We start from the raw sequence: 26,038 nt of genomic DNA on the forward strand, positions 1-26,038 counted from the left end.
ACTCCCTTAATAAATAAAAATGCCGCCGCAGTGTTTTGCGGCGGAAATCAGCTCATCAGCGTCAGAAGAAGTACTTGAACCGGGCACGCACGCCGTAGCGCTGATCGTTGTTGGCGTTGGCAATTTTGTTATCTGCATTGGCCTCCAGCATCGAGACGTAGGCCCCGAGATACAGGTTAAAGTTCTTCATATTCATGATGTTTGGTATTTGGTACGAGGTATGAATGGTATGAATGTCATATTTGCCCGGCTCGCTGAGTGGGTTGCTGATGTCGGTACTCATACCGGCGGTATTGAACTCTTTGATGTTGTTGTGGGCATAGATATAACCCACTTCAAAGCGACGCCACAGTACGTTGATGCCGGCGGTCAGGTCCTGCTCGCCGGAGGCGTCCAGGTAGGCGGTGCTCAGGTTGGCGACCACGCCGTTGTCCGGATTGGCGGCGGTGTTGTTCCAACTGAGGGTCATGCCGTAGCCGTTACGTTTGGACTGGTCGACGAATTGCCCCTGGCTGTCGTGATAGCCATAGGCATTGTTGACCACGTTGCTTTCCATCGCCACCGCCACGCTGAGCTGGTCTTTTTTCCAGGCGATCACCGGCCGCAGATAGGCGACATTTCTCTTATTATCCAGGCTGTTGCCGTGGTAGGCCTGATCCTGGAACAGTGAGGTACCGTCTTCCACCAGCGTATTGAGTTCGAAGTAGAAGTTACCGGCGTACTTGCTCAGCATCAGGTTGCCGCCGCTGCTGCTACGCCCACGGCCTTCTTTCATCATGTAGATATAGCCAAAACCGTCGGCATACAGATCGTTGGCGGTATTGCCGGAATACTGGATGAAGGTGTCCTGATTGAGCGGGAACATGTCGTAGGCTTCAAAACGGCCAATCTTGGTCTGCCAGTTCTTTTCATTACCGAAGAAGAAGGCGGCATCGTCGAGGTTCATTTTACCGGTCATGTCGGCCAGCGGCTGCACGCTGAAACCGGAGAAGTTGCCGTCCGGGTTGCGTCGGTAGCCGTCTACACCGACCAAAATGCGGCCGTTGATATCCCAACGTTCTTTATTGCCCGGCTTCCAGTCCTTGTTGTCGCTGCTTTTCAGCGAGGTGAGCTGGCCGCTGCGGCTGGCGCCGTCCAGGTTGAACTCGACGTCGCCGTATAGTTTCAGGTCGGTTAAGCCAGTGAGTTGCAGCTTGGAGGCCGGTGCGGCGTGGGTTTCCAGCGTCGCGGTGCGCTGAACAACCTGTTGGGTTTGCTGCTCGGTGTTGGCGGTGCGTAATTCCAACTGTTGTACCTTGCGTTCCGCCGCCGTAGCACGCGTTTCCGCCTGAACCGCTCGCTGTTCGGCCTGTTGCAGCCGTTGTTCCAGCGCATTCAGACGGGCTTCGATACTGGTATTGGTGCCAGTTGCTGCCGCAGAGGTAGAGATGAGAAGCCCTGTAGTGACTGCCAGATAGCCTAGTTTTTTCATGATGTTCTATCATCCGGGAAAGTTGTTATTATTTTTTGCTAAATTGCTAAACCGGTTTTCCAAGAGGAAAGATAGAGAGTTGAAAGACGACTGGCAATCAAGTTTGCTAACCCGATTCAGCTATTGTGATCGAGTCCGCAAATTACATACCGGAGATGAAAGTAGGGGAGGCACCCAATGCCCGGTGGCATTGGGGCAGACTCACCGCCATCGGGTTAGCGACGCAGGAAGTCCTGCAACTCGTCGGCATGCGGCAGGGCGGTCATCGCGCCTTTGGCGGTGGTAGCCAGCGCCCCGCAGGCCTGGGCCTGGGCGATCACTGCCGGCCATTGCTCTTCCTGCGGTAAAGCGCCCAGGTGTGCCAGTGCGGCCAGCAGACCGGCGACAAAGGCGTCACCTGCACCGGTGGTATCGACCGGGGTGATTGAAGGGGCGCGGAAGTGGCGGATCTGTTTGCCGTCATGCACGCAGACGCCGTCGCTGCCCAGCGTCACCAGCAACAAACGCAGTGGGTAACGCTGCATCATCCAGTCGATACCGCTCTCCAACTCACCGATATTGCTGATAAAACTCAGCTCTTCCAGCGAGATCTTCACCACGTCAGCCAGCAATAACGCCTTTTGCAAGCAGGGGCGCAGCGCTTCCGGCTGGCGCCAAACGTCTTCGCGAATGTTTGGGTCAAAGCTGACCCAGCCGCCAGCCGCCCTGATGTTCTCCATCGCGGTGAAGGTGGTGCTGCGGCTGGGTTCCTGCGACAGCGTGATAGAGCAGACGTGCAGCCATTCATCTGCTTTGAAATCAGGCAGATCCTCGGGTTGCAGGAACAGATCGGCGCTCGGGCTGACCATAAAGGTGAAGGAGCGTTCACCCATCAGATCAAGATCCACCACCACAGTAGAAGTGTGGTGGTCTGGGTCCAGTGACATATGGCCGACGTCCACCCGTTCTTCGCTCAATACCTGCTGCAGGAAAGCGCCGAAACTATCCTGACCCACCCGGCCGATAAAGGCACTGTTGCCGCCCAGGCGGGCGATACCGACCGCCACATTGGCCGGAGCGCCACCGGGGCATTTAAGGTAACTGTTTGAATTTTCAGGTACCAGGTCGACGACTGCATCACCCAGCACCCATACGCGATTAACCATGTTCGATCCCCGTGTTCATCGGTGTCTGATGGTGAGCTAAAATAGAAGAACCGGTTTAGCAATGCAATAAAATAATATTTCGTGTGGCGAAAGGGTGGGTGTAAAGAGTAGCGCAGCGAGCTAAAACGCAGGAGGGAATGCCCGCCCTGATGTTGTTCAAGGCGGGGTCAGCCGGGTTACCCCATCTTCGGATAGACCCCCGGGCCAATCGGCAGGCCGAGCGCGTACCAGGCCAGCAGCAGCAAAATCCACACGGCAAAGAACACCAACGGATAGGGCAGGATAAGCACGTAATAGGTGCCGAGCTGGGCATCTTTGCGGTAACGCTGCAGGAAACCGAGGAACAGTGGCTGGAAGGGCGACATCGGTGCCAGAATCGACCAGATGGCCGAGCCGCTGGCGATAAACATGCACAGGAAGGCAGAGAGGAACATCAACCCAAGAAATGCCGGGGCACCGCTCATACCTGCGGCCTCCAGCATATCGGTCAGGCCGATGGCCATAAACTTGCCCATATTGCTCCAGTTAAAGAACGCCACGAACTGCGACAGCGGGAACACCATCACGATAAAGCCGGCCATGCTTTTCATCGGCTCTATCAGGTGGTTGGGAATATCGTCCGGCCGCTTGATCTGTTTGATGACCACACCATAGGTAATGCCGACGGTGAAAAAGAACAGGATGATGATCGGCACAATACCTTTAATAAACGGCGATGGGATCACCGAGCCGCTTTTCGGATCGCGCAGCGGGGCCGCTTCCGGCACCAGCCTGGTGGCGTCAAGCGAATTTGTCAGCATTCTGCCGGTGGACGTGATTTCCGACCCGATATTGGGTAAACATCTGGTGCCGCTGGCGTTGGAGGAAAGCCTGCCAAAGGCGACGTTTTATCTGATCCAGCGTAAAGACACCACGCTGACGCGGATGGGCGCACACCTGGCGCGTTTTTTCCGCTTGTACTGCCGGTAAAAGGATGCCTCTCACAGGGTATTCCCCCTTTGAACAGCCTGCGCGGCTATCTCAGGCTTTGCCCATTAACGGATCGCTGACGCTGTGGTCACCGTTCTCCAGCCGACCTGCCAGTCGGCGTTGCCAGCCGTGTGTATCCTGCAATGAAAGATCGTACCAGCCACCGCTGGCCTGGGTAGCAAAGGCCTGCTGATGACGGCCACCTGCCAGCAGTTCAATTTGCCAGGGGCCTTGTTGCGTATAGGGACAGCGGGCGATGGTCACCGTTGTTGCCTGGCTGCCCGCGTTGGTTAGCGTTAGCGATAAATGGTCGCCCTTCGGGGTGAGTTGTACTTCCGGCTGCGGCTGCAGAACGCTGCCACCCAGCTCACGATGGAAACCGTTGGGGCCTAGCAACCACAGGTGGTAGCGATCCGCCGTTAGCCAGTTATCACTGACTGCTTTACCGGCCTCGACGGTATAGCGCCGTGGGATCTGCTCCAGACTCAGCAGGTCGTACACATGAAAGACCGCACCCTGTTCGCCAGTGTTGTACAGGTTGAGCGTCAGCATTTTTTGCTCGGGGTTGCTGCTGGCCTCAACGTGCAACTGGTAAGGCAGCGCACGCGATGGGCGCGCCAGTCGCGACTGATGCGGTAACTGTTGCCTGTCTACCGGCGGCAAGGGCACCTGCGGTAACTGTTCCTGTCGCTGGCGCAGGTTATCGGCGGCGTGGCGGCTGGTGGTGGGCAGGCGGGGCAAGGTTTCCTCATTAGGGTCGACGAAGTTGAAGGCCGAAGTGAGGTCACCGCAGACCGCACGGCGCCAGGCGCTGATGTTCGGTTCATGCACCTGGAAGCGTTTCTCCAAAAATTGCAGTACTGAGGTGTGGTCGAATACCTGTGAATTGACCCAGCCGCCACGGCTCCAGGGCGATAACACCAACATCGGTACCCGCGGACCAGGGCCGTAAATGCGGCCGTCCGGTGGGGGTTGCTCCTGAGAACCGGGTGGGGCCACATGTTGGAAGATTTCGCTGTCGAACGGCACCGTCGATTTGCCGGCGAAACTGCCGTCTTCGCGCAGTGACGGCGCCGAGGGCGAAGGCATATGGTCGAAGAAACCGTCGTTTTCGTCGTAATTGACCAGCAGCACGCTCTTGCTCCACACCTCTGGGTTATCCGTCAGCGCATTGAGGATTTCCTGGGTAAACCAGCCGCCCTGCACCGGGCTGGAAGGCCCGGGGTGTTCCGAGTAGGCCGCCGGGGCGATAATCCAGCTCACCTGCGGCAACTTGCCCTGCTGAACGTCGTTACGAAAGCCGGCCAGCATCGCGTCCAGGTCGTTACCGTTGGCTGCCGGCAGCGTATTGCCATTGCCCTTATACAGCGGCGCGTCGGCGTTCAGTTCATCGCGGTAAGGCACAAAGGCGGTGAAATCCTTCGGCGGTTGCGCCGGGTTGCCAACCTTAACGCTGGCGGCGCGATACTGGCGGAAACCCGCCAGCGGGTTATCGGTGAAGTTATCCGGCAAGAATTGATAGACCTTCCAGGTTACGCCACTGGCTTCCAGCCGCTCCGGATAGGTATGCCACTGGTAGCCGACGTTTACCGGGCCGGGGCTGTCCCACTCATTGACCACCACCGCGACCTCGGCCGCTGTCGGGCCGTTGGTCCCTGTCCAGTGAAACAGGCGGTTGGTATTGGTCCCGGCGTGGATCGAGCAATGATAGGCGTCACACAGGGTGAAGGTTTCGGCCAGCGCAAACTGGAACGGCAACTCGTGCTGGCGGTAATAACCCATCGAGGTGGGTGTTTTATAGGTCGGCCAGGCGCTCATACGGCCGCTGTCCCAGGCTGATTGCTCATCTACCCATGAATGCGGCGTGCCGCTAACCCGTTGGGCATTGCCGCGTTTGCTGTCCAGATGGTAGGGCAACACCAGACGATCTTCCCCCTGCTGCTGCCACACGTGACGGTCGCCGGGCAAGGGAATGGTGATGCGATCGCTAAAGCCGCGCACGCCGGGCAGGGTGCCGAAGTAATGGTCGAAGGAGCGGTTTTCCTGCATCAGGATCACCACATGTTCGACATCGTTAATCGTGCCGGTGCGGTTATTGGCGGGGATTGCCAGCGCTTTGCGGATCGAGGCGGGTAACAGTGAAAAAGCCGATCCGATGGCGGCAGCCCGCAGTATTTCTCTGCGCGAAAAATCAGGCATGCGTCGTTAATCTCCCTGAGGGTTGTTTTGAAGATAGTTGTTAACGACGGTAATGGCGAAAAATAACAAAAAGATGACGGGGAAAATAATGCCCCCGGGCGGGGGCAAGACAAGACGAACGCTTATTGCCTGATCAAACGGCCCAGGGTCGGCGCCGTTTCGAAATCGCTGCGGAACGGGTTGATGTCCAGACCGCCGCGGCGCGTATAGCGGGCGAACACGCTGAGTTTCTCCGGTTGGCAGCTTTGTTTGATGTCGTTGAAAATACGCTCGACACATTGCTCGTGGAACTCGTTATGCTGGCGGAAGGAGATAAGATAGCGCAGCAGGCGCTCGCGATCGATTTTACGGCCCTGATAGTGGATCACCACGCTGCCCCAGTCCGGCTGATTGGTCACCAGACAGTTGGATTTCAGCAAGTTTGAGGACAGCGTCTCCGTCACCATTTTCGCCTGTTCGCTGGTGGCACCAATCAGATATTCAGGTTTGAAATCAAAGTCATCCACGGTGATATCCAGATCGTCGATATTGATGCCCGGCAGGGCGTCTATCTGTGCCGAATAACCGTCTAACCCCGGATACAGCTTCACCCCAACCTGACCATTGGCGGCCTGCGACAGATCTTTTTGCATCGCGGCACTGACCTGTTCCACGCTGTTGAAGCGCGTCTGGTTAAAACTGTTGAGATACAGCTTGAATGATTTGGACTCGATAAGATTGGTGGAAGAATGGGGCAGGGTAAATTCACCAATGCCCACTACCGGCTTGCCTTTGGCGTTGAGCCAGGAAAGTTCGAAGGCGGTCCACAGGTCAAAACCGTGGAACGGCAGCTGCTGTTCATCCACGCCGATCAAATCGCGACCGCGTGCGCGCGGCAGGGCTTCGAGCAATTCGGGAGCATACTGTTCCGGGTAATCGGAGTTGGTGCCAAGATGGGTGATTTTATCTTGTTTTTTGATATGCATATTCATTGCTCCTTGCATGATCGGTATTGATATAGCGGTTAAACAGGTTGCGAGCGGCGTAAATCGGCCCGACACCCACCAGGGCGTAGACCACCTTGATCAAGAATTGTGACAGGATCATGGTCTTGATGATATCCCAGCTCAGAACGTTGTAGAACGCCAGCGTGCAAAACACCACGCTGTCGATGGCCGAGGCGACCACGGTGCTGGTGATCACGCGCACAAACAGGTAGCGGGAGTTGGTCAGCTCTTTGATTTTGCACAGCAGGTAAGAGTTGACGTTCTCGGAGATTAAATAGGCGGCAGATGAGGCCACCAGCACCGCCATGATGCTGTGGACGATACCGTCATAAGTCTTGCTGAACTCCCACTGTGGAATGCTCGGTACCAACGTGGTTGCCCAAACGCCCAGCACAAAAATCAGGTTGGCCATAAACGAGATGATAATCGTGCGCCTGGCCAGCCGCAGTCCATAAAATTCGTTCAGAATATCCACTAGGATAAAGGTCAGGGGATAAATAAATATCGCCGGGGGAGTAATGATGTTCAACGCTGCAATTTCAATCGGCTTGACGCCGCACAGGGTTGAGAAGATATAAATCACGCTGAGTGCCACGGTAATGATCAGATAGGCGTACCAGGATCTTTCATGGCGATCGCTGAGCTCATAGGCGGTTTGCTGCTGGTTGTTACCGTAGATTTTGCGATACAGCGCCTGTAGCTCATGTCGGCTCAAATCTTCCGATATGTCGCTGTCGGCCAACTCATTGAGCCCCATGGTAATGGTTTTGCCGGTGGCTAATACCATGACATTGGCAGCCAGAGTGCCATGCCGGGTAAAGCCCAATAGCTTGAACTTTTGATTCGGTTCCATTTATAGCCTTTCTCCAATGATATAACCCAGGAATTGCACGGTATCCTGATGATTTTTCTCCATGCTATTTTCTTCTTTGTCATTAACCACAAAGAAGCCGTATTTTCCCGAGTGATACAATAAAGGCGAATCGCAAACTAATACCGGCGGGCGTTTTATAATAATGACCTCGCCTGGGATAAATGAACCTTTTATTTCGGTCTCTATGCGCATTGCTACCATATTTGACTCATCGCCGAAGAAATAAGTCAAAGGGAACTCTGTGACCAGTTGGCCAATCTTCTTGCCGGCAACCGCTAAATAACGCGACTGCGGAATAACAGGAATTGCGGAAGGGTTTTTATTGCCTTCGGTGGACAGGGTTTCATTGAGCAGCTCCAGCTTTTCCAGATCATAGTCTTCGATCTCTTCGCAGGAAACGCCAAAGAAATCTGAAATCCGGTTAACCGTGGCTTGCTGCACGTTGTTGACCTTTCCATCGAGGATCTTGTAGATAGTGGTGCGTGTCAGGCCAGTACGGTTAGAGAAGGACGCCTTGGTTTCGCCGCGGGTACGCATCAGATATTCAATATTCTTAATGATGTTGCTTTTGCGCTGGGCGTTAGTGGTCTTCATAAGCATTCCTTACAATATTCTGGCCGGCTTTACTATATCGCACGCGCTGACATTGTCCAGAACTGCCACCGGAAGTGGGGCGGTAACCGGCTGATTAATCGTTGAAAACGTATGTTCAATTGCCTGGTATCACATCCAATAATGCTTTCACCCGATAGAGCCTAAAGTGGAGTGAAATTAATTAAATAAAAATCAATTGCTTAGACGGAGAGCTCATTAAAGTGAACACAAAAGTGAATTTTGTGTCTACTTTTGTGTTGACCACGCTGCTTTTTGTGAGCTACTGTTCATTCATACTGAAGTGTTTCTTGACGGTCAAAATAATTAACTAGAGATTGTCCAACAACTTCTATAATAAAAGCCTAGGGAGGGAGGCGTTTCCATTCTCTGGGTATTAAAGGATGTTTTAGCTATCGACACCAGGGAATTCCAATTACGTCTTCAGTTTTAAAACCACAGTTTTCATTGCGTCAGATCCCCAGTTTATTGTTTTGCCACTCCCCAGTTGCTGGAGAATGGCGATGACATTTTGCCGCTAGCGATCGGCTCAGCCTTGCGCCGGGGCCGGTTTCTGCGAACGATTCAGCGCCAACTTGAATACCCAATACAGCAGGCTGGCGGCCAGTAATGAGTTGATGGTCGGCACGCCCCATTCGGTCACTAACCCGACGATGCTGCCGGCAATGCTGGCGACGATCGCTGTCCAACCAATGGTCGGCGTCTGGCCGGGCAGTTTGCCTTCCCGGCGACTGTCATCGAGAATTTTACGGTGAGTGCGCAGCAAGTAATAATCCACCAGCATCACGCCGATAATCGGTGGGAACACCACGCCCAGTACCGTCAGGAAGTCGACGAACCTGTCCAGGATCCCCAGCACCGAAAGCGTGGTGCCCAACACGCCAATCACCAGCGTGGTGGCGGTATATTTCAGCCTTTTACCGGTCATGCCCTCAACCGCGTTGACGATGCCCAGGGAAGATGAGTACAGGTTGAGGTCATTGACCCTTAAGGTGGAGAACACCACCACCAGCAGGCCTGCGCCCCCGGCGACCTGCGACATGATGGTCACGACGTCCGCCGTGCCGAGCGTTTTGGCGATCAGCAGCGCCAGACCGTTAACCACGAACTCCCCGGCGACAATGGTGAGCAGGGTCACGCCAAACACGTGCTTGCCGTTTTTAGAGTAACGCGTCAGATCGGGGGTCATCAGGCTGGCCACGATGGCACCACCGACCACGATGGTGATGCCGGCACTGATCGACAGTGGCTCACCTGGCGGCATTAATTGAATAATTTCCGGCAGATTATGGCCGGTGAGGGTGATGTAAGAGATATAGGCTACCAGCATAATAAACATCGGTACCGCAATTCGGGCGGCGATACGCAATGCCTTGAAGCCAAAGGCCACCAGTATGGTCAGCAGGGTACCGGACATGCCGGCCGCCAGACCAAAGCCCAGCTTATTGCCCAGCGCGAAATCCAGTGACTTGGCGAAAATGGCGTTCTGTATGCCAAACCAGCCCAGCAGGCTGACGGCCACCACCACGCCGATCAGCACCGAACCCAGCCGGCCAAAACCGCACCAGCGGGCCAGCAGGCTGCCGGAGATCCCTTCGCGCATCCCTGCCAGCCCGAGGCCATAGGTCACTACGCCAAAGATCAGGCTGCCGACGAAAATGGCGGTAAAGGCATCGAACAGCGTCATTGAGTGGCCCAATACGGCGCCGAGCATAAACTGATCCAGCGCGGTCAGCATGCCCATATGCACAATGGCCACGCTTAAAAACGAGACTCTTTTATCCTGAGGTACCCGGGTTAACGGATAGTCTTCAATTTTGATCACGGTGAGATATTCCTTGCTGTTAAATAAACTGGATGCCTTTAGCTATCAGACGATCGGGAATGTAATTGTCCAGATGCGCATATTTGCAAAATTCTTCAAACTGCTGCTGTGTATGGACGTCAGATTTTTGATAGATGTTATATATTCTATTTTCTATGGTTTTATTGCTGATGTTGTATATTTTGGCGATCTCTTTTACCGACAGCCGTTGCAACATTAAAAATATTACGTCAAGTTCGGCTCGGGTGAAAATCGTGCTATTGGTTTCTGTGGTCAGAACGCTGGGTTTTTGTTGATTGATAAATTTCAGCGGAGATAAGGTGTTGAGCGGTTTGGCGTTCCACATCACCCCAACCACTTCTTTTTTATCGTTGTAGATCGGCAGTTTTTCGCTGATAAACGGGGCCAGACTGTCTTTTCCGTACCAATAATGCGTTTCTATTACTGCAACCCGTTCCCGCGAGACCTCTGTCATTTTGTCATGTTCGACAAAATCAGCCGCGCATTCGGCCCAGTCGGCGGGAAACTCGCCGTCCAGCTTACCGGCTACATCAAAATCAAGCGGCGTATTGGTATAGAGGTAGGCGGCATGGTTCATGTAAATATGACGGGATGCCAGATCCTTAATGCCCCATGGCTCACTTAAGTGCTCCATCATGGCAATCAGACCTTTCAAATAAAATTCATTATTTTTATCGGGCGAATCCATTCTGACCTCTCCGATGACAACCGGATTAAATCTCTTTTGCCAGGTAGTGGCGCGTATGCTTCTTGGCATAGCCATCTAGGTTGCCGTACAACTGATAGCCCAATTTTTCGTAAAAGCCGCGGGCCTGGAAATCGAAGGTATCGACATAGGCCATGTGGCAACCGCGCTTCTTGGCTTCTTCTTCTGCCTGGAGCATCAGTTGACGGCCATAGCCGCTTTTACGATGCTGGCCGCTGACCCAAAGATATTGCACTTCAAGCCCGCCCCACCAGGTTCTGGCCACCAGTCCGGCAACGATTTTACCTTCATCATCGGTCACGGTCAGGAACAAGGGGTGGATATCAACGTGTTCGGTTTTTTCATTATGAGCCCAAAGGCTGTCGATAACGAACTTTTCATCCTGCGGATTTGGCTGGTCGGTAATATTGATTTTCATAGATGTGATATAATTCCCTTTGATAATAATGTTTTATGGCAACCAAATTAAGGCTTGTCAACGGGTTTAACTATCACTTTTCGTAATGTATTACAAGGGTGTTTTTCACCCGTTCCCGTCAGGGAGCCAAGGGTTTATATTAACTGTGACAAGGCTAGAAAATAGCGTAATACGCGGTAATAAATAGCGGTTTGCCTTGCTCAGTCAATCTATTCCTATTGTGCCTCACCAGGGCCTCATCCAAGAAATACATTAGCCTTTCAGGCTCCACCGGTAGAGCAAGTCAACTTGCCAAAGGGGAGCCGCTATCTTCAGCCTTCTGATGAATCTGCGTTGAAATTTGCTACTGTGCATTGTCGATCGTCGGTCGACAGAGTGGAGGGTCTTAGCGGCGGTTTGTCAGAGGGTGGGAGCAGAGGAGGTTGAGGCTACTGGGTTGTTTTAATGCGGGGATAACACCGACGGCTCAATTCAGCTCGCCGTATTTCAAAACAACCTGTGTGGCTTGATCAATCAGGGCCTTAACGAGGTGTGATTCAATCCTTTTCTTTTCCTCCAGTCTTCCAGTTTAAAATCTATATCAATATCCATGGAGCACCACCTTATATTGATAATATAAGGGAATGACGCTTATTAGTAATAGAAGCTACTTTGGGTTAATGCAAAAAAATATCATATTAACACCGTTAATTAGGAATAATCTTAATTGTGGGTTTTCAGTCTCTGCAATGTGAGACAAGGGCTAACCGACCAGAAAGCGTTAGCCCCGTTGGCGCTTGGCCTGGCGTAGCAGCTGCCTTTTATTCACCGACATTGGGGAGTCAACACTTCTAACACCCATCTTGCACTCATTCGGTTAATGAGATAGAAAACTAGGCAGATGTATTATCCCCTTTTTTAATCGCGTTCATTAACTGGCTGCCTAAAGGCGCATTATATGAAGATTATTAAGCCGCTGCGTCTGAGCGTATTAAATCGACCTTTCCGCCAGCAGGGTAAAAATTATCTCGGCGTTTCTGTGCTGGCACTGCTGGATATGGGCGCAATGCCCCAGTTGCGTCCGGAAGTGGAATTATGGCAACTGGCGGCGGAAGAACTGCAAACCAGCGGTGGCGTTATCGATGTGGCCATACCGAAAGTCCGGGCTGAATTTCTGGCGACGGGTAATGTTTATACCCATCATCAGAAGGAAAAAAGCAGTTGCGCAGTGCGTATTGATGTGGGGAGCCTCAGCAAGACCCTGTTGGCTTTTGGCGATCGTTTCTGGTCTGGTTCGCAGCCGACCCCGCCACGCAATTTTGAGTCGATGCGCCTCGACTGGAGCCGTGCTTTTGGCGGTGCAGGATACGAAGAGAACCCTCATGGTATTGGCGCCGTGGAAGAGCAGCACAACGGCGTGGCTTATCGTCGCTTGCCGAATATCGAACCGCTACATCAGCGTATGACCTCACAGCGGCAGCAGCCCGAGCCGGTAAGTTTTGGGCCGCTGGACATGACCTGGCCGCGTCGTTTTAAGCGCATGGGCAAAGCCTATGATGCCAACTGGCTGAAGAATGATTTTCCAGGCTTGGCCCGCGACGCCGACTGGCGTGTATTCAATGCCGCCAGCCCGGATCAATGGTGGCCGGAACAAGATGAACTGCCGCCTGAAGCCGAGTGGCGCATTTGGAATATGCATCCGGAAAAACCGCTACAGTCGGGCAAACTGCCACCGTGGCGGGCGCGCTGTTTTATCAATCGTCAGCGCGGGGATGAGACGCTATTTGAAGAGATTGCGCTGCGTGCCACCACGGTCTGGTTCTTCCCGCATCGGGAACAGATGATGCTGATCTGGCAGGGAAGTTGCCGCATTAACGAGGATGATGCGGCGGATGTGCTGCAACTGATGCCGGCGCTGGAGAAAAACGGCACCACTCGCTCGGCCAATCACTATCGCAAGGTGCTGGCCCAGCGGCTGGATAAAGGGAAGGGCGCGCTGTTTGCCTTCCGTGAAAAAGATTTGTTGCCGGAAGATCTGATCGGTCCCTGGATTGACAGCGAAATGCAACAAACTGACAGCCCGATGCAAAACAATATGCAAAACCGGGTAAGCAAAATACGCGAACAGCACCGCGCCAGGCTTGAGGCTGAAGGGCGGGATGTTAACGAGCTACTGGCGGAGACTTCGCAGCCAGAGATGCCGAGGCTGGATGAACTGCCGGAGTTTGTCGAACGACTGGAGCGCCAGGCTGAGGAGATGAAAGCGCAGGCCGAGGCGCGCCAGGTTGAAGTGGAAGCCCGCCAGGGGGCTAAACAAGATAATCGGCCGCGTGGCCCGGAATCAATGCACCGTATGCAGGAAATGCTGCATCAACATGCGGACAGCATGACGGCGAAGAAACTGGCGCAGAGCCGCGAATCGCTGCACCAGATGTATCTGATGGCGGTTTTGCATCAACCGCCGGCGAAGCGCATGACGGGGGATATCGCCAGAATCATTCGCCAGCGCGCGTCGAACACCATGGCGTGCGGAGGGGACTTTAGCGAGTTGGATTTCACCGGTGCGGACCTCTCCGGCATGGATTTTCGCGGCGCTAATTTCCGTAAGGCGTTGCTGGAAAACGCCGATCTCAGCGGTTGCCAGTTGGACGGCGCTGATTTTAGCGAGGCGATGCTGGCGCGAACCGATTTGCGTAACAGTTCGCTGCGTGAATGCAATCTGACCAAGGCCAGCCTGGTGTTGGCCCAGTGCCAGCAGACCGATTTTAGCGGTGCCAACCTGACGGAAACCCAATTGGAAGACGCCCTGTTTGAAGACTGTGACTTCAGCCGCGCCAGGTTAAAAACACTGTTGCTGCGCAAGATCGGTATTAGCCATTGCCGTTTCCACCGTGCTGAGCTGGAGGAGTGTATCGTTATGAATTTAACGCTGCCGCAGCTCGACTTCAGTGAGGCCAGGCTGCATAAGACCGTCTTCCAACAGTGCGAGTTGCAGGCTGCGGTCTTCAACGGTGCGTGGCTTGAGAGCTGTAACTGGGTGGAGAGCAAACTGCCGTACGCCCAGTTTAAAGCGGCCAGCTTGCTGACCTGCGCAGCCGTAATGGAGAGTGACTTAAGCGGCGCGGACTTTAGCGAAGCGACGCTGAAAGAAAGTAACCTGCGCCAGGCTTTACTTGTGCAGACGAACTTTAAATTGGCAAAGGTGGAGAATAGCGATCTCAGTGAAGCGGACTGTCAGAGGGCGAATTTCACCCGTGCCAACCTGGTTGGGAGCCTGTTAATCCGCACTGATTTCCGCCAGGCCAATTTCACCGGAGCCAACCTGATGGGCGCACTGATGCAGAAAACCCAGTTGGGTGGCGCGGACTTAACCGGTGCCAATCTGTTCCGCGCCGATCTGTCACAATCCTTTATTAATAGGGAGACACGGCTGGACAAAGCTTTTACCAGCCGGGTGAAAACGCTGCCGAAGCGTGATGAGGAACTGTCATGACGACGCTGAGCGCGGCAGAGCTACAGCAGAAAATAAAAAATGGCGAGCTGATTAACGCCTGCAACCTCGATGGCCTCGAACTGCAAGGGAGCGACCTGTCCGGCGGAATTTTTCAGGATGTCTCACTGCAGGGGGCGAACCTGCAGGCGGCCAATTTACATGAAGCGGTATTTAATGAGTGTCTGTTGAATGGGGTGAAGCTGAGTGGTGCGCGCATGCAGCAGAGCGTGTTTAACGACTGTGAAATGACGGCTATCAGCGCCTGCGACACGTTAATGGCGCAGTGCATCTTTAATCATTGTGAGATTGGCAACGGCGATTTCTCCCGCAGCAGGTTCGACGCTTGTCAATTTATGCGCAGCCCACTTTCCGGCAGCACCTTCAACCAGTCCACGCTCGAACGTACCACCTTCTTCGAGAGTTCGCTGGAGGAGGCACAACTGGAGCAGTGCCAGTGCCTGCTGACAACCTTTTTCAACCTCGACTTGCGCACTACCCGTTTGGGCCACAGTCAATTCGACCGGGCCGTCTTTTTCAACTGCGATCAGCGTGGAAAAAGCTATGCCCAGCAGCGCTTTAGCGGATGTCAGTTTACCGATAATCAGCTCGACGAAGTGGATTTTAATGGGGCACAGCTGACGCAGTGCAATTTCAAAGGCGCTTCGCTGAGAAAGGCTCAACTCCGTAAGGTGAACGCCAGCCAGGCGCTGTTTATGAGTGCGGATCTTACCGGTGCCAACTGCCAGGGCAGTCTGTTTGATCAGGCGTTATTCATTGGTGCCAGGTTACAACAGGCCGACTTTAGCCACAGCCGCTTGTTCCAGAGCATTTTGCAGCAGGTGAAGGCTGAAGACAGCAGCTTTGCCCTGTGCGATCTGACCTACAGCGATTTCACCCATGCTGATTTGCGCCGGGCCGATTTTCGCAGTGCCACATTTTCCCGTACCCGATTCCACCGGGCGCAGCAGGAGGGAGCCCATTTTTCCGATCGCCGGGGCATCCTTGAATATGACGAAGAGTTACTGGCTGCCGAGGCCTGGAGCCTTCAGCATCAGAGCCGCCTTTAAGGAGATGAAGATGAACAATATCAACCACAAACTGCTACAAGCGGCAGCACCGCCACTGCAGAGTGCGGGGGTGGTGACCCACTGCTTTTCCAATGGAAGCCTGAGCGTGGAGAGTGAAGGGCGCGGCTGGCACTGCCGGCGTGCCGCCAGCTGCGTTATTGCCCCTCAGACCGGGGATCTGGTGCTTATCACCAGCGTGGATAATCAAGTGTGGCTGCTGGCGGTGCTGGAGCGCGCCAACCCGGAAATGGCCGAACTGAGCGTACCGGGCGATCTGCATATCCGCAGCAGCGGCGAAATCAGCCTCAGCAGCGAAGCGTTTCGCGTCAGCGCCAGCCAAGGCGACTGCCATATCAGCGAAATGCAGTACAGCGGCGATAAGCTTTCCGCCTGGGTAAGCCTTTCGCGCGTGGTGGGCAAGCACACGGAGTCAATCTGGCAAACCATCACCCAGGTGAGCCATAACCTGTTACGCACTACGCGCCAGACGGAGCAGGTACGTGCTGGCCAACTGGATATGCAGGCCGAAGATTATGCGCGTCTGCATGCGCAAAATACCGTTATTACTTCGAAGGCAATCACCAAAGTGGATGCCGAACAGATCCATATGGGCTGAGGAGGCCGCGATGTTTGCCAACTGTCAACTGATGGGCACCGATTTGGCTTTTCCCGATGTCTGCATGACGCCGATGCCGACCCCAACGCCGATACCTTATCCGGATATCGCGCTTGGGCCAACGGCGGTCCCCAACGCGCTGAATATTCTGTTTATGGGCATGCCTGCCCATAACATGGCCACGGTGACGCCGCTGACCAACGGGGATAATCCCGGCGTTGCCACCGGCGTGGCGTCAGGCACCGTGATGGGGCCGTCGCGGCATCTCACCGGTTCCTTCACCGTGCTGCTCAAGGGCACACCGGCGACGCGCCTGACCAGCGTCAGCCTGCAGAACTCAACCAATGCTGTGGGGATACGTGCGGTACCCAGCCAATTCAAGGTACTGATGCTGGCACCATGAGTGGCAGAGCGGCATAACGCAGTCTTAGTTATAGGGGTAAGAAGTTATGTTTGACCGTATCACGGCAACAACGCCTGCGGGTGAAGGAACGCTGAAGTTCTGGAAACTTGGCGGAGAGGAAGTGGTTTCACGTTCATTTGAATTGAGCGTGACGATGCTCAGCACCAACGCCCGCCTGGACCGCAGGGCCATGCTGGGCCAGCCGATTACCCTGACTATCCCTACTCAGGGGCTGCTTGCTGCGCCACGCTATATCAATGGAAAAATCACCAGGGTCAATGTTCACAGTGCGGATATTAATGGTGAGCGTTACGTGGTTTACACGCTGACCATGGAGTCGGACCTGTGGCCGCTGAAGCGGGACCGCAACCAGCGTATATTCCAGAATCAGCGGGTGCCGGACATCATCAAAACGGTACTCGACGAATATGGTGTGCAGATGGAAAACCAGCTCACCGGCAATTACCGCAATTGGGAATATTGCGTGCAGTACCAGGAGAGTAGCTACGACTTTATCTCGCGCCTGATGGAGCTGGAAGGCATTTATTTCTTTTTCCGCCACGAGTCTGGTAAACACACTATGGTGCTGTACGACGCGTCTCAGCAGCACCAGCCGTTTAGCGGTTATGAAGCTATTCCTTACCACGCCACGCCTTCCGGCGGCAGCACCAGCGAAGAAGGGATCGGCCAGTGGGCGATATCCGAGCGGGTGACGCCGGGGATCTACAGCATCGACGACTACGATTTCCGTAAGCCCAACGCATGGCTGTTCCAGGCGCGACAAAACCCAACCTCACCCTCACCGGGCCAGATTGACTACTACGACTGGCCGGGACACTTCGTGGAGCACAGCCACGGTGAAACTTACGCCCGGGTGCGTCAGGAGGAGTGGCAGGCGGAGCATCAGCGCATTGACGCCACGGCTACTGCGTTGGGCATCGTACCGGGGTGCACCTTTGCCCTGCTTAACCCGCCGTTTGCCAGTGACGGCGGAGAGTATCTGGTACTGAGCGCACGTTACGATTTTGAAGAGAATAGCTACGCCAGCGGGGGAGAAGAGGCGGTGCACCGCACCGATTTTGTGGTGATCCCGGCGAGCACGCCGTTCCGCTCAGCGCAGCGTACCCCGTGGCCGCGGACCCATGGCCCGCAAACGGCACGGGTAGTAGGGCCGCAGGGGGAGTCGATTTGGACAGATAAATACGGCCGGGTGAAGGTGAAGTTCCACTGGGATCGTCTGGCGAAAGGGGATGAAAGCAGTTCCTGTTGGGTGCGGGTGTCCAGCGCCTGGGCTGGCCAGGGCTTCGGCGGCGTGCAGATCCCGCGTGTGGGGGATGAAGTGGTGATTGACTTTATCAATGGCGATCCCGACCGCCCGATGGTCACTGGCCGGGTGTATAACGAAGCTTGTATGCCGCCGTGGACGCTGCCCGCCGGCGCTACCATGATGGGCTTTATGACGCGATCCAAAGACGGTCACAGTGATAATTCCAGCCACCTGTTCTTCGAAGATAAGGCGGGCTCGGAGATGGTGCAACTGCATGCCGAAAAAGATATGAATATTTCGGTGGAGAACGATAAAACGGTGACCGTGGATGGCAATCGCACCACCACCATCCAAAAAGATCAGAAGGATGAGGTGTTCGGCAACGCTATCTTCCAATTCCACGGTACACGTACCACGACGGTCGACAAACCCGAAACCAAAACCTTTAAAGACGGTGAAAAGGTCACTATCACCAATGGCCGGACGTCGGATATTACCAGCGGTGGGGAAACGCTAACCATTAAGGGAAAGCGGAGCATCGATACGGATGGTACAGAGAATCAACATGTTACCGGCAAGGTAACCCGCACCTATGACGACGGGATGGACTCTTTCCTCAAAGGGGATCGCTATGACAAAGTCACGGGGAAACGCCATAATATCGTCACCCAGGACGTCACGGACGAGATCCTGGGCGGACGGGTACAAACCATCACCAAGGATGCCAAGACGGATATTCTGGGCAGTTGGAAGCAGACGGTGCAAGGCGGGGTATCCATCACCTCACCGAGAATGATCACCATCGACAGTGCGGAAAAAGTGAGCATCAAGACGCCGCATGCTTTTGAATATAAAGATCATAAAGAGTCCGCTTCCATGTTTTCCTTTGATTTCACAGCGGCGAAAATCGTTACGGAAGGCTATTCTATGAGCGTGACTGCGAGCGGCAAGCTCGGGTTGACCAATATGAAATTTGATAAGACAGCCTTTGATCTTACCACCACCGAGGGGCGTGTCGCTTTTATCGATGCGATGGCTCATGTCGGGAAGATAATGTCATCATTTAACGGTCTGACCATGTTCGGCTAAGGGACGAATCGATGAAGTTTGCGATCATTATTTCAGTGATTCTTACAGTAGGCGTCATTGCCTATATTGTTTATCTGTTTAACCGTGACCATAAAATTCAGACACAGGGGCGGGATATTCAGGCTCGGGTGGAGGAGGTCCATTACATCAGTTCAAATGAGAACGGATCCACCAACATAAAATACCGCCTTTCATGGCATGAAAAGGGGATGACCAAGCAGGTAGAAGGCAAGGAAACCATTCCCGCCTTTTACTCTTCTAAGGTCCAGCAAGGCTGTGAGGTTGAGATCAAGTATCTGGACGATGACCATATTTCGTTTGTTTTCGACAAAAGCAGATAACAAGGTAACTGGCGTAAACGCCTATTTGAGATCATCGCCAGATTAGCAGCATGGTGTTAGTCAGTTGCCTGTTGCTACCGCATCCAATGCCGGCGCGATGGTTGCACTGAACATGGCGCCGTGATCCAGGCCTGGCCATTCCCGGAAATTGACCGCAAGCCCGTTTAGCGTCGCCAGCCGTTCGGCCAGACGCTGAGCGGAGTCGGCGGGGAGCGGTTGCTGTTTGATATTGGGCGGCGCACTACGCATTTTCTCACCGCTGCCGGTCCACAGCCACAGATGGGCGGACATGGCGGGATGCCGTTCAATCACCCGCTGTGCTTCCTGCAGGATAAAGCCCTTTCCCCACCACAGTGAAGGTTCTACGGCGACGTAGTTTTGGAATGCGGCTGGCTGGGTTAACAGCGTATGCAGCACGAACAGGCCGCCGTAAGAGTGCCCCCACAGCGTTTGCCGTTGAGCATCAATGGTCACCTTGGCCGCCACTGCCGGTTTAATCTGGCTTTCGATCAGTTTCAAAAAGGCATCTGCACCACCATTGGCCCACATTCCACCGGTTTGCAGCGGCGCCGGCGTATAATCGTAGCTACGGCCATGGGCATCGATACGCAATTCGTTGTCATAACTGAGCAGTACCAATACCGGCGGTTGTTTTTGCGCGGCAAGCCGGGCCAGTAAGTTGGCATTCAATTCCATCAGCACCGCATTCCCATCCAGCAGGTAGACCACCGGATAGCCGGCCGCTGGCGGGGCAATGCGCGGTTGCGCTATGCGGATACGGTAATGGCGCAGTCCATCGGCTGAATTGAAGCGTAAATCACTGAACTGATAATCAGGTGATGGGCTATCGGCGACGGTCACGCCAATTTTACGCTCCAGATCGGGCCTGGCCTGCGCCAGCATGGGGGAGCCAACGCCGACGAACAGCGTGAAAACCAAGGTAAGACAGCGAAGATAATAAGATGGCATGCTCGGCCTATTCACTTGAAAAACGTCGATATTAACATCTCATTGGCAAATGGGTGATAGGGCTATCGGGCTCAGACGTGAGTTTTCGCGCTTGGGGGGAGGGTGCACTCGTTGAATGCCGCCCTGTATCTATTCCCCCGTTGCCAAAAGCTTAAAAATAGTCGACCAAGGTTCTGAGTGACACAACCTAACCAAGAGCCGAAATGGTTTTGTCAGAGGGAGAGTTCAGAAAGTTTAGCCAGAACATTTTTTTCCGCGGCCTCGAGATTAATGTGCTGGAACGTCTGACAGCCTGAAATTGCCGACTTCAGTATATCTTTCTGTATGTTCCCCCGTTTGTGAGCTATCGAGTAAGGTAGGCAGGTGAAGGTCACCATGTGATAACGTGGAATAAAACGCTGTGGGAAGCGTTTCTCTAACCAGGAAGAAAGTTCCCGTTCAAGCAAGTAATCCGGCGAGCTGACCCGCGAACGCATCTCCTCGTAGTTGTCCAAAGCCATCGCCTGAATGGCTTCAACATCAGGTTTGCGTTGAGTTTCGTAGCGAGAGAGAGCACGCCCTATATCCCCAGACGGTGTTCCCAGACACTCAGCCAAGAACACGGCATCTTCAAAAGCGCAGTTCATACCCTGGCCATGAAACGGTACCATCTGGTGAGCAGCATCACCGATCAACACCGTTTGGTTATAATGCCAACGCGAAACGTGCAGGGTCGCCATCATGCCAACTGGACGAGCCATGTAGTTCGCTTCCAAATCACAAAGTAATCGCGAAAGTGCATTAAATTCAGAATCAAAGAACTGGCGAACGACGTCTCTGTGGTTAAGTGCGGCAAAGCTGGCAAGCTGTTGGCCCTGTATTTTAAGGGGCAGGAAAGCAGTAGCCGTAAAACTGCCATCATGATTTGGCAACGCCATGCACATATACCCGCCACGTGGCCAGATGTGAAGTGCCCTAGGGGTTAGAAGCGCTTGGCGTGCCGCCTCAACGGAGATATCAAGCTCTTTATAGCCATGAGCTAAAATTTCACATTCACATTCACAGTCAACGTCACAGACGCGGGTTAGCGCGCCTCTGACTGAGGAATTTGCACCGTCGGCACCGACAATCAGATCAAAAGTGAATGTCGTTCCATGTTGGGTGGTTAATCGGGATGCCTGCAGATCAATCCCCACCAAATCTATATCAAAGAAGAACCGCACACCTTTCTGCTCTGCAACATCCAGTAAATGCGCATTCAGTTGACTACGCTGCACGGACCAGATGACATCATCTTCTCTGGAACTGTAAGCATGGAAACTACTACTTTCTTCCACATGCACCATCCGCCCGGACACAGGGACAGCATAACTCAACACATCCTGTTCAATTCCCGCCAGGCGTAGCGCCTGAAGGCCACGCTCTGCTATGGCCAGATTAAGTGAACGCCCTTCGGGTGCCGGGTGTGTTCGCGGGTCTGCGCGCTTTTCAAATACGATCACTTCAAATCCACGCTGGCGTAGCAGGCAGGCCAGCAAAGGGCCAGCGAGCCCAGCGCCTACAATTGCAACCTGCCGACGTGTCATGCCAGTGGTTTCGGTGATTTCGTGTAATAAATTCATCATCATACTCATCTAAATAAAACTATAGCTGTAGACGAATGCTATTGATCCGTTCAACCAGGGAAAGGTGCTGGAAACGCCAGTTTTTGAAGCTTTGCACAATATCAACCAGTTTTTCACTCAACTAATAAAGTGACCAGTAATGGTTACGCTGTTGATAGATCCGTAACCATTTTTGCGCTATCCTGATTTTTGACTATTTAGTATTTTTCCCGTTGGAGGTAATCACTGTAATTTATCGGGCAGATCCTCTAATTTTTAAATTCATAGGAATGCTTAAAAATCATACAGGCATGATTTTTTATTTTAACTTTTAGGGTGATTAAAAAGCCCGTTAAAATAAAAATGCAAAGATAAAAATAAAATAAATACTATTTTAGTTTTTCATTAAAATTATTTTAAATGCATTTTATACATGGCATTGTTATAGGTTTAATTTAAATGATTAGCCAGATTATAATTGCGGTGTTAATGTTTTGCATTTCAATTGAAATGTTCGAAAGCATATTAGGAATTCTTATTGATTTTAGCTAAATTAGTTATAGCTTACCTCCGAGAATAATCAAGAATTGTGTGCGTGATTTTATAGAAGTGAATCCACCTCGATAACTCCAGACGCATTGAGTCTCTTATTCAGGTCTGCGTCTGGATGAGTGACCCACGAACAAAAATCTATGTAGGCAGACGAACCTGCGAAGGGCTATCGACCAAAGAGATCCTCGGATGTCTAAGATGCTTATAGCCCGTGAACTTTATCCACTGATTTTATCAGACCTCGCGCATGCAAATCGTCAGCTCTTGACCTGGGAGCGTCAACAGCCCGATGGAACGTTTTTTTAGAGGTCTGAAAACGGAGTGGGTGCCGGATAATGGATATGCTAATTTTAGTGAAACCAGCACAGCGATAACGAATTACATAACGGGATATTACAGCCAGCTCAGACCTCATCAATATAATGGTGGTTTGGCACCGAATGAATCAGAACGATTGTTCTGGAAAAACTCTAAATTCGTGGCAAATTTTTGTTGACCATTACGATAAAGACCATGACGAAAAGTGGGGTATTCATATCTATCGGGGTATGGTAGGGAGGGCTGACGAGACGGTTGCTGTAGGCAATGTTATCGGTAGTGATTCACAGGTATAGGTACCTTTTATCTCGCTTAGGAATTGCCTGTTTTTTCATTATTGTTACTTTGTGCCGGGGGGCGTCTACTCGCATACTTTTTGCGCACATCATTAGCCCCACCGACGTATTAGTTCTCATCAGGCTCATGGAGTGAAAACGGGTCCGCGGTTTTTTATTTCTCACTCGTAATTAAGAAGTCCCTGATCACGAAAGGATTCCATTAAGGCCTTTTCTCTGACATACATGGGTCTCAACAGGTTTGTGTTCAGGCAAATAGCATTTTTGGGAAACGTGATAAGCGTATTATCTGGAAATCCGCTACGAATTAATGCGGCTCGTGTCTGGAATATGAGTTGATTATAATTGTTCCCCCTCAATCTCCAGTCAACACCGGGCCAGATTTCTTTGATTATCTTTTTCTTGCAAGTTACACCTCTGACTAGACACCACAATAACTTGCTTTGATTTCTGCCGAGTGAAACTCGGATGTTTTTACTTTTTAACATTAACTCACTCTCATTGAGTTTTATGTTTTCGTTTTCAAAGTAAATAATTTTTTCTTTTTTTTGTTCCATGACTTTAATTCCCCATGATGTAAGGATTGAAATTGGCATTTATTAATCTACGTTTATTGCGTAATTTTTATTATAATAGAGATGGTTGCGTTACCTTTTTCTCTATTGCGCTCAATTATTTTTTATTATTATCTTGTTTTTAGGTGCACTCCGAATGAGTTCTTAATGGGAATAATCCTAACACCAAAAAAAACCATTATGGTTTTATATGAGTGATTTTACCGCAAGCATAGGTTTTTATTTTGTTTATTTAATTTTTATAGGATTAAAATCCAAGAAAAGAACGATGGCGAGAGGTGGGGGAAAATGAATTTATTCATTCCAAGGGTAATCAGAGTAGCTTTTTAAATAAAATAATAGTTATTTTTTTTCTGTTGGCGTTGCATCGCGTTTTGGGCCATGGGGGACTTTGTGTAGAGGTGGCGGGTTTTCAGGGGAAGGCGATGAAATGCGGCAGTAATGGGAGGAGAAACGCAAATCTTCAGGTGGAACTAGGCACCTTGATGATGATCTGCGATACGGAAATGAAAGACATATTTACATTGGAGGGTGTACATAATTCTGTGCCACATGCCGTGTATTGCCCCTTGGGCAGGAAATGTATCTTTAGGGTCAAAAACTATCTTTTCCCAAGAGGCGTTACTCGATCTATTCATGTTTACACAGTATCGGTGTTTCAAGAGGTAATGAAAGGATAAAATTGTTTTTTTCTAGCTCGGTAATTTTTATTTTCATTTTTTCATACTGCAATACTTTAAAAAGGTTGATGAGTGACTTTGTTCTATTCTCCAAATTCAAAGAGTAATATTTTCCTTCTTTTTTATAAATAAAATCAACCATCCCATCGACTAGTTTTGGTGGTTCGTTCGGACAGGAGTAGCGCCCTAAAACGATAAAGTAACCTTTCCCATTCTCTTGAAAGGATAAGAAAACATCAAGTAAACTGGTCATGTCATTACCCTGACAGACTTCAGATGCCATTAATGTACTTAATTTTGCTCTACATTCAAAACTCTGGTTTCTATCGTTTTTTCCCCAAGTCAAAATGATAATTAAAAACAATAAAGATAACAAGAAAATAAACAGAAACACCATTGGTTTTTTTAAACGCACTTCTGACTCCTTTATTCCCTATTTTTATAAGTTTTATGGTTTCTGCATGGAGCCTGACTCCGCGTCTCGCAAAAACTCACTGCGTAGTTTATAATTGATTTTCCTAAAGAATCAATTCTGTCCTCAACGAAATAGTAACCCTTAATTTTATTATTGCAGTCTATATTTTCATTTTTTATGATTGACTTTATGTTTTCCACAGCGTCATTTCTTTCTTTTTCCCTCATTTTCTTATCCAAAAAGTAAAATTCACACTGATTTATGCTGAATATTTTTGTTCTCATAGTGTCCATGAGAAAATATCGGTAAACTTCCGTGTGAAAAGCAACCAGGGTTATAATCACCCCAATTATTAATAAATTTAAGATAAAAAGCGTGTTTTTTTTAATTTTGCTGCGTACAGGGCTTTCACTTTCCTCTTTTATGGCGTGCTGAATGACGGGTGCTCTGTTGAAATTTTGAATAAAATCAGTCTCAGTCTCGGTCTCGGTCTCGGTCTCGGTCTCAATCTCAATTTCAATCTCAGTCTCAATCTCAGTCTCAAATAAAAAACCATACTTAGGGATGGTGGTTATCACTGTATGGCAATGGCATAATGCCAGCGATTTTCGTAGTAGTGAAATATAGTTATTTAAGTTATTTCCTGATGAACTTATCCCTTTTTTTTCCCATATTTCGTTTAGGATGGCTTCTCGACTTAATGCTATTCCATTGTTTTTTATGAAAAAGAATAAAATTTCGTTAGCGAAGCGAGGGAGCGTTATCATATCGATACTGTTATCGAAAAGATATAATGTTCCATCCAACGGTTTGTATCTTACTAACCCATTGATGATAAAGTTCATATTCGCCCCAGTATAAAAATGCCCTTACTTTTAATTCCATCCTTACATGATATAACAAATTATGGGTTCTTGTCCTCGTCGGATAGGCACGAGGATTCTGTGTTAGTTTTCCCATGAAGATGGTTTTGGATCTTTTTTGAAATTAATGAAAATTGAATGTTAGATGATCTGTAAAAACCTTGTTATTTCATATGAAATAATTTTACTCGTTTAGGCGATAGAGATTAGGGGGGGCTCTGAGGCGGGAAGCGTCCAACGGCTTGTGGTGGGGCATTCGGTTGGCGGCCAATGGGCGGTCAACTGACCTATCACGTTGCGGAGCAG

The 26,038-nt window shown here is 51.4% G+C and carries 20 protein-coding genes and 3 pseudogenes; 8 read left to right on the top strand and 15 right to left on the bottom strand.

What is annotated here, in order from left to right; translation table 11 throughout:
• Positions 1–61: 61 nt before the first annotated feature.
• The 3 genes and pseudogenes from ACUTSU_RS20985 to ACUTSU_RS20995 form a co-directional block, all read right to left on the bottom strand.
• On the bottom strand, positions 62–1,471 hold the full coding sequence (locus ACUTSU_RS20985) for a carbohydrate porin (RefSeq protein WP_445652521.1): 1,410 nt from the start codon (positions 1,469–1,471) through the stop codon (positions 62–64).
• 215 nt (positions 1,472–1,686) lie between these two features.
• Positions 1,687–2,616 (bottom strand): aminoimidazole riboside kinase, encoded by a 930-nt coding sequence (locus ACUTSU_RS20990; RefSeq protein WP_445654678.1) that lies wholly within the window; start codon positions 2,614–2,616, stop codon positions 1,687–1,689.
• A gap of 176 nt (positions 2,617–2,792) precedes the next feature.
• A pseudogene (locus ACUTSU_RS20995) lies at positions 2,793–3,455 on the bottom strand (AbgT family transporter); the annotation flags it as partial.
• On the opposite strand from ACUTSU_RS20995, the pseudogene ACUTSU_RS21000 reads away from it, so the two are divergent.
• Positions 3,382–3,585, top strand: a pseudogene (locus tag ACUTSU_RS21000) (LysR family transcriptional regulator); the annotation flags it as partial. The pseudogenes ACUTSU_RS20995 and ACUTSU_RS21000 overlap by 74 nt on opposite strands.
• Positions 3,586–3,636: 51 nt before the next feature.
• Here ACUTSU_RS21000 and ACUTSU_RS21005 read toward each other — a convergent pair.
• The 7 genes from ACUTSU_RS21005 to ACUTSU_RS21035 all read right to left on the bottom strand — a co-directional run bounded on the left by ACUTSU_RS21005 (position 3,637) and on the right by ACUTSU_RS21035 (position 11,226).
• Positions 3,637–5,784, bottom strand: coding sequence for a phosphocholine-specific phospholipase C (locus ACUTSU_RS21005; protein WP_445654679.1), 2,148 nt, complete (start codon positions 5,782–5,784; stop codon positions 3,637–3,639).
• Positions 5,785–5,906: 122 nt separating this feature from the next.
• Positions 5,907–6,749, bottom strand: coding sequence for an NADPH-dependent 7-cyano-7-deazaguanine reductase QueF (gene queF, locus ACUTSU_RS21010; protein WP_445654680.1), 843 nt, complete (start codon positions 6,747–6,749; stop codon positions 5,907–5,909).
• On the bottom strand, positions 6,727–7,623 hold the full coding sequence (locus ACUTSU_RS21015) for a queuosine precursor transporter (protein ID WP_445654681.1): 897 nt from the start codon (positions 7,621–7,623) through the stop codon (positions 6,727–6,729). Before ACUTSU_RS21015 ends, queF begins: the two co-directional genes overlap by 23 nt.
• Positions 7,624–8,238 carry a helix-turn-helix domain-containing protein gene (locus ACUTSU_RS21020; protein ID WP_261092620.1) on the bottom strand — a complete coding sequence of 205 codons (615 nt, stop codon included), beginning with the start codon at positions 8,236–8,238 and terminating at the stop codon, positions 7,624–7,626.
• Between the two features lie 547 nt (positions 8,239–8,785).
• Complete coding sequence (locus tag ACUTSU_RS21025; protein WP_445652526.1) at positions 8,786–10,081, bottom strand: cytosine permease; 1,296 nt, start codon at positions 10,079–10,081, stop codon at positions 8,786–8,788.
• Positions 10,082–10,100: 19 nt separating this feature from the next.
• Positions 10,101–10,790 carry a helix-turn-helix transcriptional regulator gene (locus ACUTSU_RS21030; RefSeq protein ID WP_445652579.1) on the bottom strand — a complete coding sequence of 230 codons (690 nt, stop codon included), beginning with the start codon at positions 10,788–10,790 and terminating at the stop codon, positions 10,101–10,103.
• 25 nt (positions 10,791–10,815) lie between these two features.
• Positions 10,816–11,226 carry a GNAT family N-acetyltransferase gene (locus ACUTSU_RS21035; protein ID WP_445652527.1) on the bottom strand — a complete coding sequence of 137 codons (411 nt, stop codon included), beginning with the start codon at positions 11,224–11,226 and terminating at the stop codon, positions 10,816–10,818.
• Between the two features lie 937 nt (positions 11,227–12,163).
• On the opposite strand from ACUTSU_RS21035, the gene ACUTSU_RS21040 reads away from it, so the two are divergent.
• The 6 genes from ACUTSU_RS21040 to ACUTSU_RS21065 are packed head-to-tail and all read left to right on the top strand — an operon-like array spanning position 12,164 to position 19,481.
• Positions 12,164–14,698: a DUF2169 domain-containing protein gene (locus ACUTSU_RS21040; protein WP_445652528.1), complete on the top strand. Its 2,535-nt coding sequence runs from the start codon at positions 12,164–12,166 to the stop codon at positions 14,696–14,698.
• Positions 14,695–15,765 (top strand): pentapeptide repeat-containing protein, encoded by a 1,071-nt coding sequence (locus ACUTSU_RS21045; protein ID WP_445652529.1) that lies wholly within the window; start codon positions 14,695–14,697, stop codon positions 15,763–15,765. The genes ACUTSU_RS21040 and ACUTSU_RS21045 overlap by 4 nt, the downstream gene beginning before the upstream one ends.
• A gap of 10 nt (positions 15,766–15,775) precedes the next feature.
• Positions 15,776–16,381, top strand: a complete 606-nt coding sequence (locus tag ACUTSU_RS21050; protein ID WP_445652530.1) for a DUF3540 domain-containing protein — start codon at positions 15,776–15,778, stop codon at positions 16,379–16,381.
• A gap of 10 nt (positions 16,382–16,391) precedes the next feature.
• Positions 16,392–16,784 carry a DUF4150 domain-containing protein gene (locus ACUTSU_RS21055; RefSeq protein ID WP_012146887.1) on the top strand — a complete coding sequence of 131 codons (393 nt, stop codon included), beginning with the start codon at positions 16,392–16,394 and terminating at the stop codon, positions 16,782–16,784.
• A gap of 46 nt (positions 16,785–16,830) precedes the next feature.
• On the top strand, positions 16,831–19,140 hold the full coding sequence (locus ACUTSU_RS21060) for a type VI secretion system Vgr family protein (RefSeq protein WP_445652531.1): 2,310 nt from the start codon (positions 16,831–16,833) through the stop codon (positions 19,138–19,140).
• 11 nt (positions 19,141–19,151) lie between these two features.
• Positions 19,152–19,481, top strand: coding sequence for a hypothetical protein (locus ACUTSU_RS21065; RefSeq protein ID WP_445652532.1), 330 nt, complete (start codon positions 19,152–19,154; stop codon positions 19,479–19,481).
• A 60-nt stretch (positions 19,482–19,541) separates the two neighbouring features.
• Here ACUTSU_RS21065 and ACUTSU_RS21070 read toward each other — a convergent pair whose 3' ends face one another.
• A complete protein-coding gene (locus ACUTSU_RS21070; RefSeq protein ID WP_445652533.1) occupies positions 19,542–20,450 on the bottom strand; it encodes an alpha/beta hydrolase in 909 nt (302 codons plus the stop codon).
• A gap of 212 nt (positions 20,451–20,662) precedes the next feature.
• Positions 20,663–22,057, bottom strand: coding sequence for an FAD-dependent oxidoreductase (locus ACUTSU_RS21075; RefSeq protein ID WP_445654682.1), 1,395 nt, complete (start codon positions 22,055–22,057; stop codon positions 20,663–20,665).
• Between the two features lie 808 nt (positions 22,058–22,865).
• On the opposite strand from ACUTSU_RS21075, the pseudogene ACUTSU_RS21080 reads away from it, so the two are divergent.
• Positions 22,866–23,081: pseudogene (locus ACUTSU_RS21080) on the top strand (IS3 family transposase); the annotation flags it as partial.
• A gap of 279 nt (positions 23,082–23,360) precedes the next feature.
• Here ACUTSU_RS21080 and ACUTSU_RS21085 read toward each other — a convergent pair.
• The 3 genes from ACUTSU_RS21085 to ACUTSU_RS21095 form a co-directional block, all read right to left on the bottom strand.
• On the bottom strand, positions 23,361–23,756 hold the full coding sequence (locus ACUTSU_RS21085) for a hypothetical protein (protein WP_445654683.1): 396 nt from the start codon (positions 23,754–23,756) through the stop codon (positions 23,361–23,363).
• Between the two features lie 648 nt (positions 23,757–24,404).
• Positions 24,405–24,869: a hypothetical protein gene (locus ACUTSU_RS21090; RefSeq protein WP_445652536.1), complete on the bottom strand. Its 465-nt coding sequence runs from the start codon at positions 24,867–24,869 to the stop codon at positions 24,405–24,407.
• Between the two features lie 11 nt (positions 24,870–24,880).
• On the bottom strand, positions 24,881–25,714 hold the full coding sequence (locus tag ACUTSU_RS21095) for a winged helix-turn-helix domain-containing protein (protein ID WP_445654684.1): 834 nt from the start codon (positions 25,712–25,714) through the stop codon (positions 24,881–24,883).
• Positions 25,715–26,038 lie beyond the last annotated feature (324 nt).

It is taken from the genome of Serratia sp. NA_13 (genome assembly GCF_052691735.1).